This is a genomic window from Streptococcus suis, from assembly GCF_024509555.1.
Lineage (GTDB): Bacteria > Bacillota > Bacilli > Lactobacillales > Streptococcaceae > Streptococcus > Streptococcus suis_AD.
On record NZ_JAMWEL010000024.1, the window covers coordinates 16,448 to 32,293 of the forward strand.

The following is a 15,846-nucleotide window of genomic DNA, read 5'->3' on the forward strand; positions in this document are numbered from 1 at the left end:
ATGAAATGATTCAGGCAGAACATCTATCAAAAACCTATTCTATTATCGATAAGGAAGTGGGGCTCAAAGGCTCTATCAAGGCCTTTTTCAAGCCCAAGAAAAAGGCCATTCCTGCTGTTCAAGACATTTCCTTACAGGTGAGAAAAGGAGAAATTATCGGCTATATCGGCTCCAATGGTTCCGGTAAGTCGACCACCATTAAAATGCTGACAGGTGTTCTCTATCCAGACCAGGGTTCCGTCCGCATCAATGGGCTCAACCCTCAAGAAAACCGTAAAGCTGTCAACAAGCAAATCGGCGTTCTCTTTGGACAAAAATCTCACTTGGATTGGAACTTGCCTGTCCAGGAATCTTTTATCCTTCACGCAAAAATTTATGATGTTCCAGATAAGGTATTCAAAGAGCGATTGGCTGTCTTGATTGACCTATTGGACTTGGCTGATATTATGAAGCAACCAATCCGTAATCTGTCACTCGGCCAACGAGTTCGCTGTGAATTTGCGGCTATCTTTATCCACCAACCTGCCGTTGTTTTTTTAGACGAACCAACCATCGGCTTGGATGCCAGCGTTAAGGAGACCATTCGCTCCTTCATCCGCTATATGAATCAAGAATACCAGACCACTTTTTTGATTACTTCCCATGATATGAAGGACATCGAAAGCCTCTGTGAACGGATTTTTATCATTGATAAGGGCAAAAAAGTCTATGATGGTTCACTGACCGTCCTCAAGGAACGCTTTTCCACAGTCAAGACTATTCTCTTCTCCACAGAAAAACCAATTGAAAAAAATTTGCAATTGGAGGGCTGGGAGTTTGAGCAGTTGGATGACTTCCATTTTGAAATCCATTATCAAAGCAAGCTTTGGACCAGTGCCCAGGTAATTGAGCAGGTTTTCAATCATTATGCCATTGAAGATGTTACCATGAAGGAATTGGAAATTGAAACTATGGTCCGCCAAATTTATGAGGAGGGTATCCATGCGTAAATATCTCTACATGACCCGCCTGACCATGATGAATGCTATGCAGTATAAGGCTTTCTTTCTAGCGACTTTCGTTTCACTGGCAGTGAAGATTTTGGTAGCTCTCTATGTCTGGAAAACCATTTTCTTCACTCAACCAGAAGTCAATGGCTTTACCCTACAAACCTTTACTACATATATCATCTTTGCTAATCTACTAGCCAGTTTAAATTCTTTCTCACTCGGAGAAGATTTGTCCCATAGCATTTTAAAAGGAAGCATTGCTGGAGAATTTCTCAGACCCTATTCCTTTATTCTAGCCCTCTTTTTCAAAGACCTTGGAAATAAGCTCTTGGAACTGATAAAATTTGCCATCGTATTTATCGGTATCATACTTGTTCATCAGGATTTTTATCTACCTGACGGAAAAACTATTTTGCTCTTTCTAGTCAGCTCCATCCTCGGTATGTTTATCGTTCAATTGCTGGATATGGCTTTTGGCTTCTTAGCATTTTTTACGGTCAATGCCTGGGGAGTTATGCTTCTGAGAATGGGACTTTTCAATCTAGCTTCTGGAGCGCTTTTGCCACTCAGCTTCTATCCACAGGCTGTGGAAAACTTTTTAAAACTCCTTCCCTATAATTATGCTGTTAACGTTCCAGTTTCCATTTTACTAGGACAGGAAAGCGATCTAACTGCTTTGGGATTGCAAGTTATATGGATACCCATTCTAGCCTGCTTCATCGCTCTACTCTGGTCCCAAGCCAAGCGTCGTATTGTCATTTTTGGAGGTTAACATGAAGAAATATATCAGCCTCTATCTATATAACATCAAGGTCTACATGATGGCCCAGATGTCCTTTCGGGTGGACTTCTTCATCGGGCTTTTCTCCTCTTTGATTGAACAAATTGTCTACTTGATTTTCCTCAACATCCTCTTTGGAAATATTAAGGAAATCGCTGGTTTCAACTACGGTCAAATGCTTTTCATCTATGGAATAGCTACCGTCGGACGCTCCATTCACTTGATTTTCTTTGACAATCTCTGGATGTTTGGTAGTCGCTACATCCGACAAGGCGAATTTGAACGCCTCCTCCTCATGCCTGTCAATCCTCTTTTTCAACTTATCTGTGAACGAATTCAGCCACAAGGAATCGGAACAACCCTCATCGGTTCCCTTGCACTAGTCCAAGCTTCCAAGGAACTGGGTATGGAATGGAGTCTTGGAAAACTAGCCCTACTCATCTTTATTGCCATTTGTATCGGCCTACTCTATGCGACCATTCAATTAGGACCAACGGCCCTAGCCTTTTGGATTGTTGAATCTTTCCCTATGACCATGGGGATTTTCTCCCTCAATCAAATGGCTCAGTATCCCCTCAACATCTATCCAAAACTCATTCAAATCCTGCTGATATTTGTTTTCCCCTACGCCTTTACCGCTTATTTCCCAGCCCTCTACTTCTTAGACTTGTCTATGTGGGGACTGGCCTTGCCACTGGTGGTGGTGGTCTTATTTTGCATCAATTATAAACTCTTCCGCTACGGCATGACCAAGTTCACCAGTGTTGGAAATTAAAAAAAGCTAGAATTCTCTGGATTGAGAGTTCTAGCTTTTTCGATATCTTTATAGAAAAAGTTCTTCAAGCACCTGTAATACACCAGCTTCCAAATGGCTTGGAGCCATGTTTTTGGCAACCGCCTTGACCTTGTCTGTCGCATTTTCCATGGCATAGGAATACCCAACGTAGGATAATAACTCAATATCATTGTCAGAATCACCGAAGGCTATGACTTGATCTGGCGTGATTGCTAAATTTGTCAAAACCTGTTCCAAGCCCCATGCCTTATGAATTCCTTCTGGCAATATATCAATGGAACCATAACCACTGGTTACAGCCACCAACTGACCGTGAAAAGCCTGATTAAAGGCTTCCGTTATCAACTCCACACGCGCTTCCGGAACCCAAAGACCAACCTTGTGTATTGACTCTGAAACTGGATAGGCACTGAGATCGTCTAGATAGGTCACACGATTTTGGAAGGCAGTCATTTGTGCGGGTTCAATGGGCAAATCCGTCCCTGCAAATGGCACACCAGCCCCAGCCTGCATATAAATGTTTTCTTCATTCGACAACATTAAACATACATCTGGCCAACGCCCTTGGAAAAATTCTAATATGGCTTTGGTTTCTTCTTGCTGTATGGATCGACGAATGAGTGTTTTACCCTGATGATAGATATGGGCACCATTATCAGCCACGAAAATCAGTCGATTTTCAAATCCTTGGCATAATTGTAGCAGTCGCCCAATGCCATTGCCACTAGCGATGACAAAAGGGATTTTTTTCTGATCTAGTTGATCCAAGACCCGTGAAAATCGCTCTCTATCAAAACTCCCCTGACCATCTAAAAAGGTCCCATCCATATCTGTTGCGATTAATTTTATCATACTCTTATCCCTTCGTACAGGTGGAAAATTGAATTTCCCAACTTTATCTCATTATACCATAGAAAAGGATGGGAGGGTTGAATTGGCAACGAGTCTCTAAGCAGAATACATGAAAAATTGCATGCAACAATTTCTGGCTACATGCAATTTCACAATATTTCTCCTTTTTCTGATCCCTAATTTATATCAGTCAGAGTTCAGATTCTTTGGTATTCTCTATACGACCATACTACCAACCATAGTTTGGCTCTACACAGGTCAACATACTTGCAAATAATTCTTGAGGACTTACTTTTTTTAGTCCTCCGTAAACCGGGTCTTGAACGTTAGGAGAAGGATCTAAATAATATAGGTAGGCAATGTCTGAACCATCCTCAGTTAATTGATAGCCAATACCAATCACATTATGCTCTCCACGAAGACCTGGATAGATTTTGGAACTATCAAATGTGTAATACATAGGATAGCCATCAGCTATATTTTGTCTCAAGCGTTGCTTGAAGAGATTCATCTGTTCAGAATGGACATCTGAAGTGGTGACCGTTGCCAAACGATATCCAGGTTGGTTGGACTGAGGATGATCATAACCAAACAAGTGACGGTTTAAAATTTGAATGGCATTGGCATTATGGGTACCAAAGGTATTATCTGTCCCCATTTCTTGTGCCAGCACTTCTTGAGAAACCTCTATTCCACGATAGGAGAGCATCATACTCACAGTAGTAGGAGCACAAGTATTCCATGCTCTTTGGATTTGAGGTCTAACATTGAGCATAACCTTCTGCCCTGCTTGTGTCGGAGTTTTGGATAATTTATCTAGGGTTTCTTGACTTATTGGAGGATTCTCTTTACTGATTTCGGTAGTAACTGTTTCTGTCGCTACTTTAGTAGCCCCCTCAGTTTTACTTGATTCGGCAACAGTACTTGTAGCTTGACTTTGTGAGGCAATTGATTGCGTGCTTGACTGATTGCTGTCCGTGGTAGAAGTAGCAGATGACTGTTCTGTGCTACTACTTTCCTTGGTTTTTTCTACTTTTGATTTATCTGTGCTACTAACTTGTGTAGTGGTTTTACTGGTATTGCTAACTGGTGCTGAAGATTGGTTTAAGGTGGCGAGGATCCCTGCCCCTCCAACTAAGCTCAGCACTAGAGCTGGAATGACTATTTTTTTCCCTTTCATTATTTTTCCCTCATTTCTTTAAAAGCTAGGAATCGCATCCTAGAATTTTCTGCATTAAAAATAGTTCCGACACCGATTTCATCTTCTGGTTTCAAATACTCTACCCAGAGAATGCCGGCTTGGGAGAGATACAAGACACTGTCATCATATTGGTAGGCAAGCTGCTTGTCCAGATTGTAGAGATAGGGCTGCATACGACCGTACTCAGCATTTCGATTGGTTCCAATGTAGGATAGATAGCCTTGATGACAGCTAATCACTTCTGCATGATTTGTCTCCAATATCTCCTCACTGTTCTCACCAATTCCTTTTTCAAAAACAACTTTACCATCCAGTTGCTTCATCAAAATCAACTCATTTCCATAGGCAGATAGACCGTTGTAAAATGCATCCCTGCCTTGGGTTGTTGCCAAGATACTTTTTTCAGTTGTCGGCAGATGATAGCGTACCAATTCGGTTTTTAACTGCACATTATCCAAGAGCAGATAGTACAAATCATCACCTAGCACAAGCGGATAGCCACTATTTCTCTCCTCCAAAATACTCATTTCCTGCTTAGTCAGATCGTACCTAAGGATAGGATAATTCCCTTTCCCATCACTAGTCACAAGGAAAATATCCTTCTCCCACCGCTCAATAAATGTATAGTGTAGAGGAGGAACCTCTGGAATGGTAATGAGTTCCCTTATGCTGTCTGTTTCCTTGGTCCAAAGATAGTATTTGGAAACTTGATTTTCATAATGGTATTCATGAAAAACGGTCAGTTCCTTGTCTGCATAATAGGTTCCAAAAGTGACAGGGCTATGCTGGAAATCAACAGATTGCAAGGTCTTGTATTCCTTTGAAGCCGTATCCAGATAAATCAAGGAACTCTTGCCATTTTTCTCATCCATATGATAACCATAGACAAGCCCATCATCTCCAAAAAAAGTCGGTACAAAGGTATAGTCTGTAGGATAGTCAAGAGTCGTCGAAGCATCCAACAGTTCGGAGGCAGGTACTTCCTTAAATTGACCTGGAACTAGCTTTTTTGACGGCAAGGTTTGTACTTCACTTTTCTGAGAAATTTCTATCTCCTGTTCTTTTTGGGTACAGGCGGTTGAAAGTTGTAAGGTCAAAAAAGCTAATGATAACCATACAAATCCCTTTCTCATTCTTTCCTCCTTCCTAACAAAATGCTTTCCTTAAAGGTAAATCATTTCTATCATTCGATTAATTTTCCTCCTTTCTGCTTAATATTCTTGATAGAAACATTGTTATTTTATTGATATTATTATATACTATTTTTATCGATTTAGTTCATTTTGATGCACAGATGCACATTATTTTAAAGGAGGCTGTCATGCGGTGGGATTACGGTAGTGTTTACAAGGAAATTCGGAGGAACAAGCACCTTACTCAGGAGGAAATTTGTGGCAACTATATCAATCGCTCTACTTTAACTCGGTTTGAAAACAACCAAACCATCCCCAGTTACGAACTTATGCGGTTCTTACTCAAGCAAGTTGATATGACCTTTGAGGAATTTGAATACCTTTGCAACTACTACCAACCCAGCGAACGCCAACAATTGCTCTATGATATTGATAATCTAAAAACTCCTAGCACCCCACAATTGGAAGAACTCATCCAACGTTGTAAGAATCACTTGAAAAAAGAACCTGATGATGTTCCGATTAAGCGACAAGGCCTTATATTAGAAACGATTGTATTCGCTAGAAAAAATACAAATATTGAAACTGCTACTGACAATCCTGCTCAACTACTCTGGTCACAAGTTATCAATAATGATAACTGGTACTATAATGACATTATAATAGTTGGTAGTATCCTACATATTTTGCCTTTCAGCACATTTGAAAATATTTCTGAAGTACTATTTGAAAGACTACAGAAGTACCATGACTTCAAACGAATAAAACCTACCATTCTTTCACACTACCAATTCCTTAGCTATTTTTTCTTAGAATGGAAAAGAATTGACAAGGCTATCGGTTTCATCCACAAACTTATCACCCTAGCCAAGCAAGAAAAACGCTACGACCAGCTTGCCCGTGGCTATGTTTACCTAGGGATAGCGGAGAAGAAACAGGAATTGATTGACAAGGGACTTCAAATACTAGAATTGACCGAGGAACAGCGAATATTAAATATTCTTAAATCCTTTATTAAAGAACTACAAACTGACTGAAAATTTCGCTTACTTGTTTCTCCATAAAAAAAGATTGAAGAAAACTATTCCATCCGGAAATTCTCTTCAATCTTTTTATTCATTTCTGCCTACCAGTTTACATTCATAAACTCATTCATTTCCTGATAGGCTGTTTCAATCCTTGTCTGCGTTGCTTCATCCAGACTACCGTAGTGTTTTCCGCCTTGGATAAAGTCTTCTAAGATAAGGGTTTGATAGGTAAATAATTCAAATCCGTCTGGGGAATAGGTTCCTTTCGAAACCTTGCTCACCCAAGTCGGATGTGCCTTAACAGTCTGGATACGGGTAACTCCGTCTTTTTTCTCCACGGTCACGTCCATCAAGACACCCCGCTCTGTCCACTGGTAATTGTTGACACCAGCCATGGTTTCCATCCGTTGGTTCGAAATAAAATTCCCCATTGAATAGATGATTAATTTCTTCTCTCCGTCTTTTTCAATCGTTTCTGAAGGTTCTGCTACGTGGGGATGACCACCAAAGACCAAGTCTGCACCCCAATCAACCATTTGATGGTAGAGAGTAACCTGCTCCTCTGTTGGTTCCAATTGATATTCCACACCTGTCTGAGGCATGACAATGGTAATATCTGCCTCTTTTTCAGCTTTTTCAATCTCTTCTTGCATTTTTTGACGGTTGAAATCAGATAAGTAGCCATCGTATTCTTCTTGGGTTAAGGCCCCCTCCAAACCATTAAAACCATAAGAATAAGCTAAAATTGCGATTTTTATCCCATTTACTTCTCGGATATAGATAGGAGCTGTCGCCCGATTCCCCTCCGCATAGACTCCGACCGCGTCAACATTGACATCCTTAAAAGCTGCCACAGTTGAAATCAAACCAGATAACTGAGAATCCAAAATATGATTATGAGCCAAGTCAACGACATCATATCCGACTGAAGAGATAGTTTGGGCTACTTGAGCTGGTGCATTGAACAAGGGATAACCAGCCAAAGGAAAGTCTGGCGAAATAGTTCCCTCGAAGTCAGCAATGGCTAAATCAGCCTGCTCAATCCAGGGCTTCACATAGGTAAAGTTTTCCGTGAAATCATAGGAACCGTCCGGCTGAAGGGCACTCATGTAGAGCAAGTCGTGATAAAGCAAGTCTCCATGTGCCATAATCCGAGCAGTGGTCGGTTTTTCCTCTTCACTTTTGGAAAAAAATGTGCCAAATACAGACTGACTATTCTCGCTACTGGTGTTTTTAGTGATTACAGGCATGAAATAATCATGTGCTAAAATTAAAACCAATAAACTACAAGCTAGCCAACAAATAAATAAGAAATACCGCTTGTTCCTATTTCTTGTCATTTTTTTCTTACGAGTAGTGATCACTTTCTTAGCCATTACGAGACCTCTCATCTATTTCTTCCCCTATATTATACAAAAAGACACCTCAGAAATCAATGTTCTACAGAAATAATATATACATATATCATCGATTGTTGATGTAAAATATTTGAAACAGTCATTTCGTTTTCCTTTGATCACTTCGACGAACTAGTAAACATTGCTTCCTTATTTTCAACTCCCACCTATCCTCATTTAAATTTTCTTTAAAACATCGTCACTTTCGGTTTACTGTACTCGAGTACAGCCCGCACCTCAGTTCCTTGTATGAAAGCTAATTCACTCGATGATTTATCCCTATTAGTTGATGCAATTCCCAAAAGGAAACGAAAGGACTAGAGGCGAAACCGGCTCATCCTTAATCGATATAGTGCAACTTTCCACGGAAATCTTCTATGGTCTCATACCCCTTTTCTTCCATAATAGCCCGCAGTTCAGCAGTAATTCGTTCGAAAGCGCCAAGCCCTTCCTTTTGAAGTGTGGTTCCGATTTGGACCATACTAGCGCCGCAAAGGATATGTTCGAAGGCATCACGCCCCGTCAAAACGCCACCAGTGCCCACAATTTGAATATCCGGATTCAAACGCTGATAAAAGGCATGGACATTGGCCAAGGCAGTCGGTTTGATATATTCACCACCAATACCACCAAAACCATTCTTGGGCTTGATAACTACTTGCTCATCTTCAATGTACAAGCCATTCCCAATAGAGTTGACACAGTTGACAAACTTGAGCGGGAATTGATTGAAGATAGCAGCTGCCTGGTCAAAATGAACAATGTCAAAGTAAGGTGGCAATTTGATACCCAGAGGCTTAGTGAAATAGCTGAAAACTTCTCTTAAAATTGTTTCTGTCGTTTCGAAATCATAGGCAATCTGCGGCTTACCTGGTACATTTGGACAGGATAAATTTAGCTCAATTAAGCCATTAAAGTCACTGGCTTCCACCCTTCTCAAAATCTCATGCGTTTCATCAGGCGACATGCCTACCAAGGACAAAACAAAGGTTCTATTTGGTTCAGTTTCCTGTAATTCCAGTAGGTAATCCAGATAGTAAGACAAGCCCTGATTTGGCAAACCCATAGAATTAATAGAGCCTAGTGGCACATTCTGATAACGCGGTTCGGGATTGCCTGCTCGGTAGTCCAAGGTTGCTGTTTTGGTCACAAAGGTCCCCGCCACAGAATCCTTGACAGCTTCCAATTCCTCCTTAGTCATACACCAGACTCCCGCTGCGTTCATTAAACAGTTGTCAAATTCAAATCCACCTAGTGTCGTTGCTGTTGAAACCATATTCTACTCCTTTTGCTTGTTTGCATGATTATATCATATATTCATGGGTTGCCATATTGATTGCTGTTAATGTTCGGAATTGCAAATTTTTAACTTGAAATCTCAAAACAGTCTTCCTACTTCAAAGTAGGAAGACTGTTTATTATCTCTGTAATTTATCCTTGTGTACGTTTTCTCACTCCTGCAAGACCGAGTCCCCCTAACGCAACTCCAATACCCATCAAGATAATACTATTTTCTGCGCCTGTATTTGGCAATGTCTTGGCCTGTTCTACACGCGAGTATGTATCTTTCTTGTTAACAGTGACTACACTTGTTTGTGGTTTGGATACCATGGGTGAAACGCCACCTTTCTTCTCATCAACCACAGCTTTACCGTCAACAATTGTTACATCTTGACCTTTAGCAATTGCGTCTTTAACAACAGCAATTTCAATAGCTGGTTTTTCGTGATTAAGCAGTCCATCTTTTGGTATTGCAATAACTGTTCCATCAGGAAGGGTAGCAATGACATTGTCTTTTGCTTTTTCTTCAAGGTCTCTAAGTATTACTTGAGCGGCTTCATACCGAGCTTTGAGGTCCTGGTAGATTGACTGTTTAGTGTCACGTTCAGCTTGCAAAGTTTCTAAGATTTTGGTTTCATTCTCTAGTTTTGCCTTCGTTTCTTCAAGATTCTGCTGTGCTCTAGTATAAGCAAGCTGTGCATTCTTAAGCTTTTCTTGTGCATGTTGTAAATCTAGCAATTCTTGTTCAGTACTTTGAACAGCCTGCTTGGCTTGCTCAAGATCTGACTGAGCTAGTTTTAGATTTTCCAATGCCTTATTAAGAATCCCTTCAAGGCGTTCAAGTTGGACTTCCTCTTTCGCTTGATTGTCTTTTGCCGCTTTCAATTCAGATTGTTGAAGTGCGAGCTCCGCCTGAGCAGCATCTAAACTTGCCTTTTTCTCTTTGATATCTGCTTCCAAGGTCACGACATTTGCATTTGCTTGATCAAGAATTTTTTGACTTTCCTCCAGGATAGATTGAACCTTATTGAGTTCTGCTTGTGCAACCACAGTTTGAACAGCTACAGATTGAGCTTTAGCAAGTGTTTCATTAGCCACTTTATCATTCTTTAAAGCAGTATCGTAATCTTTTTGAGCCTGTTCTAAACGGAGATTTGCTTGGTCAACTTGAAGTTTTACCTCATCTCTTACTCTGAGAGTATCTTGATAAACCTTTGTAATTTTTTCCTTATTATATGGGTTATCAATAGATACTGTATCGAAAGTAGAATCAGAGGTTAAATTATGTGTACCGACTGTAATAAAATGAACTCCCGCTTTCCCATTCACCTTGGTAAAGTCAATACCAAGATATACTACATCGTCGTACTTTTCTACATATCCTTGACCAGATACATAATCAGTTGACTTATCGGTTAAGCCAGCAATTGATCGGGCATGCAACCATTCTCTACCATTAAACATGAAACTAACAACAGCATGGTGTACAGCACGTTTTAACGTTTGTTTGGTTACTTTTTCACGTCCACTAATTGAAATAAATCCGTCAGAGTCATAGTCTCTATCGTAGAAGTACGTTCCCGACCAATTTTCATGATAATTACCAACTGGATAATTTTTATCGGTCAATCCATATTCGACAGCAGTAGACCAAATTGAATCTTCATCATGACTACTATTCCAAGTATCCCAATTTTTAGAAATAGATTTATCAGTTGACTTATCTACGAAATCAACTGATGAGGACGTCACAGTTGTCAGCGGAGTACCGAAAATTGTTCTAATTTGATTTAACAGATAGGAAGCATAATGCGAAAGCTCTGTTTGCAAATCTTTCGGAAGATTATTCACATCATATTCTGTAGTATTATCATCGTTAAGGTTAATACTATACTTCAAGTTTGCTTCAACATTCGCTTGATTGGCTGCTTTCAATCGAGTTTTCGCATCCTCATTCCATTCATCCCACTTCTCTCTCTCAGACAAAATACTATATGGGTTATTCACAAAATCTTTTAGAGCTTGTACGTAATCAGGAGTTACTACAAAATGTTGAAGTCCGTTATAGTCGTTTTCAGCTTTTTCAAAAGTAAGTTGCTTGTCTGCTAATTCAGCTTTAACTGTAGCATTATATGAGTTTGCTGTCGACAATTCTGTTGTCTTATTAGACAGTGTTTTAGCCGCTTTATCTGCCACTCTTTGAGCATCATCAATCGCTTCTTGGCGTTTTTTATCGGCTTCATGAGCAGCTTCTAATTTTGACTGAGCTTCATCTACCTTCGCCTTATCTTTATTAACAATATCTTGAGCTTTTGCTTGCGCATCATAAATTGCTTGAGCACCAGTACCATCTAAAATAGCTTGGGCATTATCAACGTTTTGCTGCGCTGCATCAACATCAGCCTGCTCTTTAGAGGTCGCTTGCTTAGCAGCCTCAACAACTTTTTCTTGAGCCACTACATCTGCTTGTGCTTGTTTTACAGACTCAGTCGCAGGTTGAATAGCCTCTTCTTTGGTTGTTAGGACTGTAGTAGCACTTACTACTGCTTCTTCAGCTTTTTGAATGTTTTCAGGAGTTGCTTGGGCCGCCTTCTCTTCTGCTGAAGTTAGCTGCTCTTTAGCCTGTGAATGAATTTGTTCCGCACTCTCATATGCTTCTGTTGCCGTTGCCACAGCTGACTGTTGTGCATCTACCGCAGTTTGAGCTTGATTAGCAGCTTCTTGAGCCACATAGACATCATTCGCAGTCGTTTCAGTTGGTTCATTAATTAGTGTAGAAGCAACCTGCTGAAGCGTCTTATTTTCAACTGTCAACTCATCTGTGCCTGTATTCAATACTTGATTCGTTTCAGCTGATACAGTAGAAGCCCCGGCAGTTGCAAGAGTGACAGCAGTTCCAGCTACAAGTGTTCTAACGATATATTTCTTCTTCATATTTTCCCCCTGAAATAGCTTATTTGCAAGATCTTAGTAAAATGTAAACCTTACACAAATATAATATCATTTTATGTAAGCATAGTCAACTATGCAACTCTGTTTTAGCTCAATTTAATATCAATTTTTTCTATTTCGCATTTTTTACTTTACAAGAAAAAAATCGAGTGCTATAATAATTATCAGATACATTAAATTGTCAGACAATTTAATAAATAAGAAAGAAATTAGGTGACCCCATGTCAAACGCAAAAGCTTACATTCAAGCTTCTTTTGAAGCAGTCAAAGCCCGCAACCCACATGAAACAGAATTCCTCCAAGCTGTAGAAGAGCTCTTCTCTACACTTGAGCCTGTTTTTGAAGCACACCCAGAATACATCGAAGAAAACATCTTGGCCCGTATTGTTGAGCCTGAGCGTATCATCAGCTTCCGTGTTCCATGGACAGATAAAGATGGAAATGTCCAAGTCAACCGTGGCTACCGTGTTCAGTTCAACTCAGCTGTAGGTCCTTACAAGGGCGGTCTTCGCTTCCACCCAACTGTAAACCAATCCATCTTGAAGTTCCTCGGTTTTGAGCAAATCTTCAAAAACGTCTTGACTGGTCTGCCAATCGGCGGTGGTAAAGGTGGTTCAGACTTTGATCCTAAAGGAAAAACTGATGCTGAAATCATGCGCTTCTGCCAAAGCTTTATGACTGAATTGCAAAAACACATCGGACCTTCACTTGATGTCCCTGCTGGTGACATCGGTGTCGGTGGTCGTGAGATTGGTTACATGTACGGTCAATACAAACGCCTTCGCCAATTTGATGCAGGTGTCTTGACTGGTAAACCACTTGGCTTCGGTGGTTCATTGATCCGCCCAGAAGCAACTGGTTACGGTTTGGTTTACTTCACTGATAACATGTTGGCAGCAAACGGTAAATCCTTCAAAGACCAAACTGTCCTTATCTCTGGTTCTGGTAACGTTGCCCAGTATGCCGTTCAAAAAGCGACTGAGCTCGGCGCTAAAGTCATCTCTGTTTCAGACTCAAATGGTTACATCATTGATGAAACAGGTATCGACTTCGACCTCTTGGTGGACATCAAAGAAAAACGCCGCGCTCGTTTGACAGAATATGCCGCTGAAAAAGCAACTGCCACTTACTATGAAGGCTCTGTCTGGAACTATACCGGAAAAGCTGACATTGCCCTTCCATGTGCGACTCAAAACGAAATCAACGGCGAGCAAGCTGCTGCCCTTGTAAAAAATGGCGTTTACTGTGTGGCTGAAGGTGCCAACATGCCATCTGACCTTGATGCTATCAAAGTTTATAAAGAAAATGGCGTTCTTTACGGTCTTGCAAAAGCTGCCAACGCTGGTGGTGTAGCCGTATCTGCCCTTGAAATGAGCCAAAACAGCCTTCGTCTTTCATGGACTCGTGAGGAAGTTGACGGCCGTCTCAAAGACATCATGGCCAACATCTTCAATACTGCTAAGGAAACTGCTGAAAAATACGACCTTGGTACAGACTACCTTGCAGGTGCTAACATCGCAGCCTTTGAGCAAATTGCAGATACCATGATCGCTCAAGGTTTGGTATAAGATTCTGCTCTAAGCTATTTTTTAGGTATATAAACATAACTCCCCAAATTGACGTGCCAATTTGAGGGTTATTTTTTTGATTTCCTACAATAGACTAGATATTTCATAAATTTATACTCAATGAAAAATCAAATACAGACTAGGCGATGCAGATACAGATATAACTTAAATTCATCAAACCAAGTCAACAATCTCTGTTGTTGATTTTCGAAGAGTATAAACACAAAAAAGAGGCCTAAACCTCTCTTTAACATCTATATTCCTTCACCAATCAATTCTGTCCATAGTGCATCTTCATATACGAAGGCCAGATTATCAACCCGATCAACACCGTAAACCAATTTCACTTTGATGGTTTCACCTGGGTTGACCTTTTCTGGCAGATTGACATCATAGGTTCGCATATCTAGTGTAAAGGGAATCTGACTAACAGGATCAACCAAACTAAAATAGTATTCATCAAAATAAATAACTTCTTCAGTTGGATTTTTCACATCCATGTCTACAACATAGGCTGAACTAAAATAATCATCAACCAGAGCTAGACCGTCATCCTTACCCATCGAAGTCACAGTAATCTGTAAACCATCTGAAAAATCAACACTATCTCCCACCTGATATTCAATGTAGGTCTTCGTATCATCGAAATAACCCTCTGAACCCCAAGAATCACTTGTACTTGACAAGCTTAAACCAGTCATTAAAATCAAACAGGCCACTCCTAGGATGAAAGACAGGACTGCTCCAACTAAGGTCGTCCAAAATAATGGTTGTTTGAAGATGGGCTTTTTCTTATAATACATTTGGCCATTTTCAACGACAAAATCTTTCACTTCCATTGCTGTCTCCTTATTTTGTTAGGCTAGTAGAAGGTAAATCAATACCCGCCTGGCGAAGAGCTTCCTGATAAAAACCAAGAAATTGATGGTAGATATTGCTTTGTTGACCATGGGCTACAAATAGATTGACACGGAAAACAAATTGACCATTGGTCGTATTTTGCGGTCCAAGAACTGTCACTCCTGTAATCTGATCAAAGTTGCCAACTTCTCTACGGTTGACCTCCTCGATTACTCGACTAACCTGCTCCAAATCGGTGTTAAACTTAAGCGGAATATCTACCTGAGCTCGCATATCTCCACGAGATTGATTGGACACGACAAGGATATTACGATTGGGAATAAAATGCAATGTTCCATCTGCATCACGTACTTGTGTCGTCCGAATGCCCATGCTCACAATGGTGCCTGAAATAGTAATGGGACCGTTGGTTAACTTGACCACATCCCCCACGTCAAATTGACGTTCAATTAAGATAAAGAAGCCATTGACCAAATCAGAAAGAAAACCTTGTGCTCCCAGACCAACAGCTACACCCGCAATCCCAGCTCCCGCAAGAAGACTGGATACCGGTAAACCTAAAATGCTCAAGATACAATAAATGAGAATAAAGTAGAGCAAATAATTTAGGATACTCTCCACCAGACGGCTGATGGTTTTCTGGCGACCAATGTCTTGTGTAGATACCTTTAGAGAGGGAACCAAAACCTTTTTCACAGAAGCTTTGGCTATCTTCTTGATAATATAAAATGCAACAAAGAGTAAAACAAGCGATAAAACCTTATTTAAACCTGCTGTCACGATGGCCTCAATATTAAATTGAGACAAATACTTGGTAATAAAATCATTCATGAGATAATTATAACAGAAAAAACTATAAAAAACTAAAAGACAGCCAAACTGTACTGACCCCAAAAAGTTAGACAAAAAATATTATTGAAAGGATTTAGTTCTATACTGAACAGGACTAAGTCCTTTTAGTTTTGTTTTAATGCGTTTATTGTTGTAGTAAAAAATATACTCGGTGA

14 protein-coding genes are annotated in these 15,846 nt (G+C 40.3%); 5 read left to right on the forward strand and 9 right to left on the reverse strand.

The window, feature by feature from the left end; all coding sequences use genetic code 11:
- The first annotated feature begins 5 nt into the window (after positions 1-5).
- From NF418_RS09135 to NF418_RS09145, 3 genes are read left to right on the forward strand one after another with little or no spacing between them, the layout of a single operon-like run.
- A complete protein-coding gene (locus NF418_RS09135) occupies positions 6-989 on the forward strand; it encodes an ABC transporter ATP-binding protein (protein WP_256779365.1) in 984 nt (327 codons plus the stop codon).
- Positions 982-1,761: an ABC transporter permease gene (locus tag NF418_RS09140; protein ID WP_256779366.1), complete on the forward strand. Its 780-nt coding sequence runs from the start codon at positions 982-984 to the stop codon at positions 1,759-1,761. The genes NF418_RS09135 and NF418_RS09140 overlap by 8 nt, the downstream gene beginning before the upstream one ends.
- A gap of 1 nt (position 1,762) precedes the next feature.
- Positions 1,763-2,545: an ABC transporter permease gene (locus tag NF418_RS09145; RefSeq protein WP_256779367.1), complete on the forward strand. Its 783-nt coding sequence runs from the start codon at positions 1,763-1,765 to the stop codon at positions 2,543-2,545.
- A 48-nt stretch (positions 2,546-2,593) separates the two neighbouring features.
- Here NF418_RS09145 and NF418_RS09150 read toward each other — a convergent pair whose 3' ends face one another.
- From NF418_RS09150 to NF418_RS09160, 3 genes are all read right to left on the reverse strand, one after another.
- Entirely contained in the window at positions 2,594-3,418 is an 825-nt protein-coding gene (locus NF418_RS09150) for a Cof-type HAD-IIB family hydrolase (protein ID WP_256779368.1), read from the reverse strand.
- 229 nt (positions 3,419-3,647) lie between these two features.
- A complete protein-coding gene (locus NF418_RS09155) occupies positions 3,648-4,598 on the reverse strand; it encodes a C39 family peptidase (RefSeq protein WP_256779370.1) in 951 nt (316 codons plus the stop codon).
- Positions 4,598-5,752, reverse strand: a complete 1,155-nt coding sequence (locus tag NF418_RS09160) for a hypothetical protein (protein WP_256779371.1) — start codon at positions 5,750-5,752, stop codon at positions 4,598-4,600. The genes NF418_RS09155 and NF418_RS09160 overlap by 1 nt, the downstream gene beginning before the upstream one ends.
- Before the next feature lie 188 nt (positions 5,753-5,940).
- Here NF418_RS09160 and NF418_RS09165 point away from each other — a divergent pair, with 188 nt between their 5' ends.
- Positions 5,941-6,789 carry a helix-turn-helix domain-containing protein gene (locus NF418_RS09165; RefSeq protein WP_256779372.1) on the forward strand — a complete coding sequence of 283 codons (849 nt, stop codon included), beginning with the start codon at positions 5,941-5,943 and terminating at the stop codon, positions 6,787-6,789.
- An 89-nt stretch (positions 6,790-6,878) separates the two neighbouring features.
- Here NF418_RS09165 and NF418_RS09170 read toward each other — a convergent pair whose 3' ends face one another.
- The 3 genes from NF418_RS09170 to NF418_RS09180 all read right to left on the reverse strand — a co-directional run bounded on the left by NF418_RS09170 (position 6,879) and on the right by NF418_RS09180 (position 12,392).
- A complete protein-coding gene (locus NF418_RS09170) occupies positions 6,879-8,156 on the reverse strand; it encodes a CapA family protein (protein ID WP_256779374.1) in 1,278 nt (425 codons plus the stop codon).
- 361 nt (positions 8,157-8,517) lie between these two features.
- Positions 8,518-9,453, reverse strand: a complete 936-nt coding sequence (locus tag NF418_RS09175) for a dihydroorotate oxidase (protein WP_256779375.1) — start codon at positions 9,451-9,453, stop codon at positions 8,518-8,520.
- A 155-nt stretch (positions 9,454-9,608) separates the two neighbouring features.
- A complete protein-coding gene (locus NF418_RS09180) occupies positions 9,609-12,392 on the reverse strand; it encodes an SEC10/PgrA surface exclusion domain-containing protein (protein ID WP_256779376.1) in 2,784 nt (927 codons plus the stop codon).
- Between the two features lie 239 nt (positions 12,393-12,631).
- Here NF418_RS09180 and gdhA point away from each other — a divergent pair, with 239 nt between their 5' ends.
- Positions 12,632-13,978, forward strand: coding sequence for an NADP-specific glutamate dehydrogenase (gene gdhA / locus NF418_RS09185; RefSeq protein WP_172083300.1), 1,347 nt, complete (start codon positions 12,632-12,634; stop codon positions 13,976-13,978).
- A 254-nt stretch (positions 13,979-14,232) separates the two neighbouring features.
- On the opposite strand, the gene NF418_RS09190 is transcribed toward gdhA, so the two are convergent.
- The 3 genes from NF418_RS09190 to NF418_RS09200 all read right to left on the reverse strand — a co-directional run.
- Positions 14,233-14,817 (reverse strand): DUF4352 domain-containing protein, encoded by a 585-nt coding sequence (locus NF418_RS09190; RefSeq protein ID WP_256779378.1) that lies wholly within the window; start codon positions 14,815-14,817, stop codon positions 14,233-14,235.
- 10 nt (positions 14,818-14,827) lie between these two features.
- The gene (locus tag NF418_RS09195; protein ID WP_256779379.1) at positions 14,828-15,670 is read right to left on the reverse strand and encodes a mechanosensitive ion channel family protein; all 843 of its coding nucleotides are present in this window, start codon (positions 15,668-15,670) and stop codon (positions 14,828-14,830) included.
- A gap of 81 nt (positions 15,671-15,751) precedes the next feature.
- Positions 15,752-15,846 (reverse strand): IS3 family transposase (locus tag NF418_RS09200; RefSeq protein WP_141600250.1); only part of this gene is annotated, 95 nt, incomplete at its 5' end.

Bases quoted from the DNA above. Each gene is read 5' to 3' on its own strand.
- gdhA (WP_172083300.1), top strand. From the start codon at position 12,632: ATGTCAAACGCAAAAGCTTACATTCAAGCTTCTTTTGAAGCAGTCAAA.
- NF418_RS09150 (WP_256779368.1), bottom strand. From the start codon at position 3,418: ATGATAAAATTAATCGCAACAGATATGGATGGGACCTTTTTAGATGGT.
- NF418_RS09140 (WP_256779366.1), top strand. From the start codon at position 982: ATGCGTAAATATCTCTACATGACCCGCCTGACCATGATGAATGCTATG.
- NF418_RS09155 (WP_256779370.1), bottom strand. From the start codon at position 4,598: ATGAAAGGGAAAAAAATAGTCATTCCAGCTCTAGTGCTGAGCTTAGTT.
- NF418_RS09165 (WP_256779372.1), top strand. From the start codon at position 5,941: ATGCGGTGGGATTACGGTAGTGTTTACAAGGAAATTCGGAGGAACAAG.
- NF418_RS09135 (WP_256779365.1), top strand. From the start codon at position 6: ATGATTCAGGCAGAACATCTATCAAAAACCTATTCTATTATCGATAAG.
- NF418_RS09170 (WP_256779374.1), bottom strand. From the start codon at position 8,156: ATGGCTAAGAAAGTGATCACTACTCGTAAGAAAAAAATGACAAGAAAT.
- NF418_RS09195 (WP_256779379.1), bottom strand. From the start codon at position 15,670: ATGAATGATTTTATTACCAAGTATTTGTCTCAATTTAATATTGAGGCC.
- NF418_RS09175 (WP_256779375.1), bottom strand. From the start codon at position 9,453: ATGGTTTCAACAGCAACGACACTAGGTGGATTTGAATTTGACAACTGT.
- NF418_RS09145 (WP_256779367.1), top strand. From the start codon at position 1,763: ATGAAGAAATATATCAGCCTCTATCTATATAACATCAAGGTCTACATG.
- NF418_RS09160 (WP_256779371.1), bottom strand. From the start codon at position 5,752: ATGAGAAAGGGATTTGTATGGTTATCATTAGCTTTTTTGACCTTACAA.
- NF418_RS09180 (WP_256779376.1), bottom strand. From the start codon at position 12,392: ATGAAGAAGAAATATATCGTTAGAACACTTGTAGCTGGAACTGCTGTC.
- NF418_RS09190 (WP_256779378.1), bottom strand. From the start codon at position 14,817: ATGGAAGTGAAAGATTTTGTCGTTGAAAATGGCCAAATGTATTATAAG.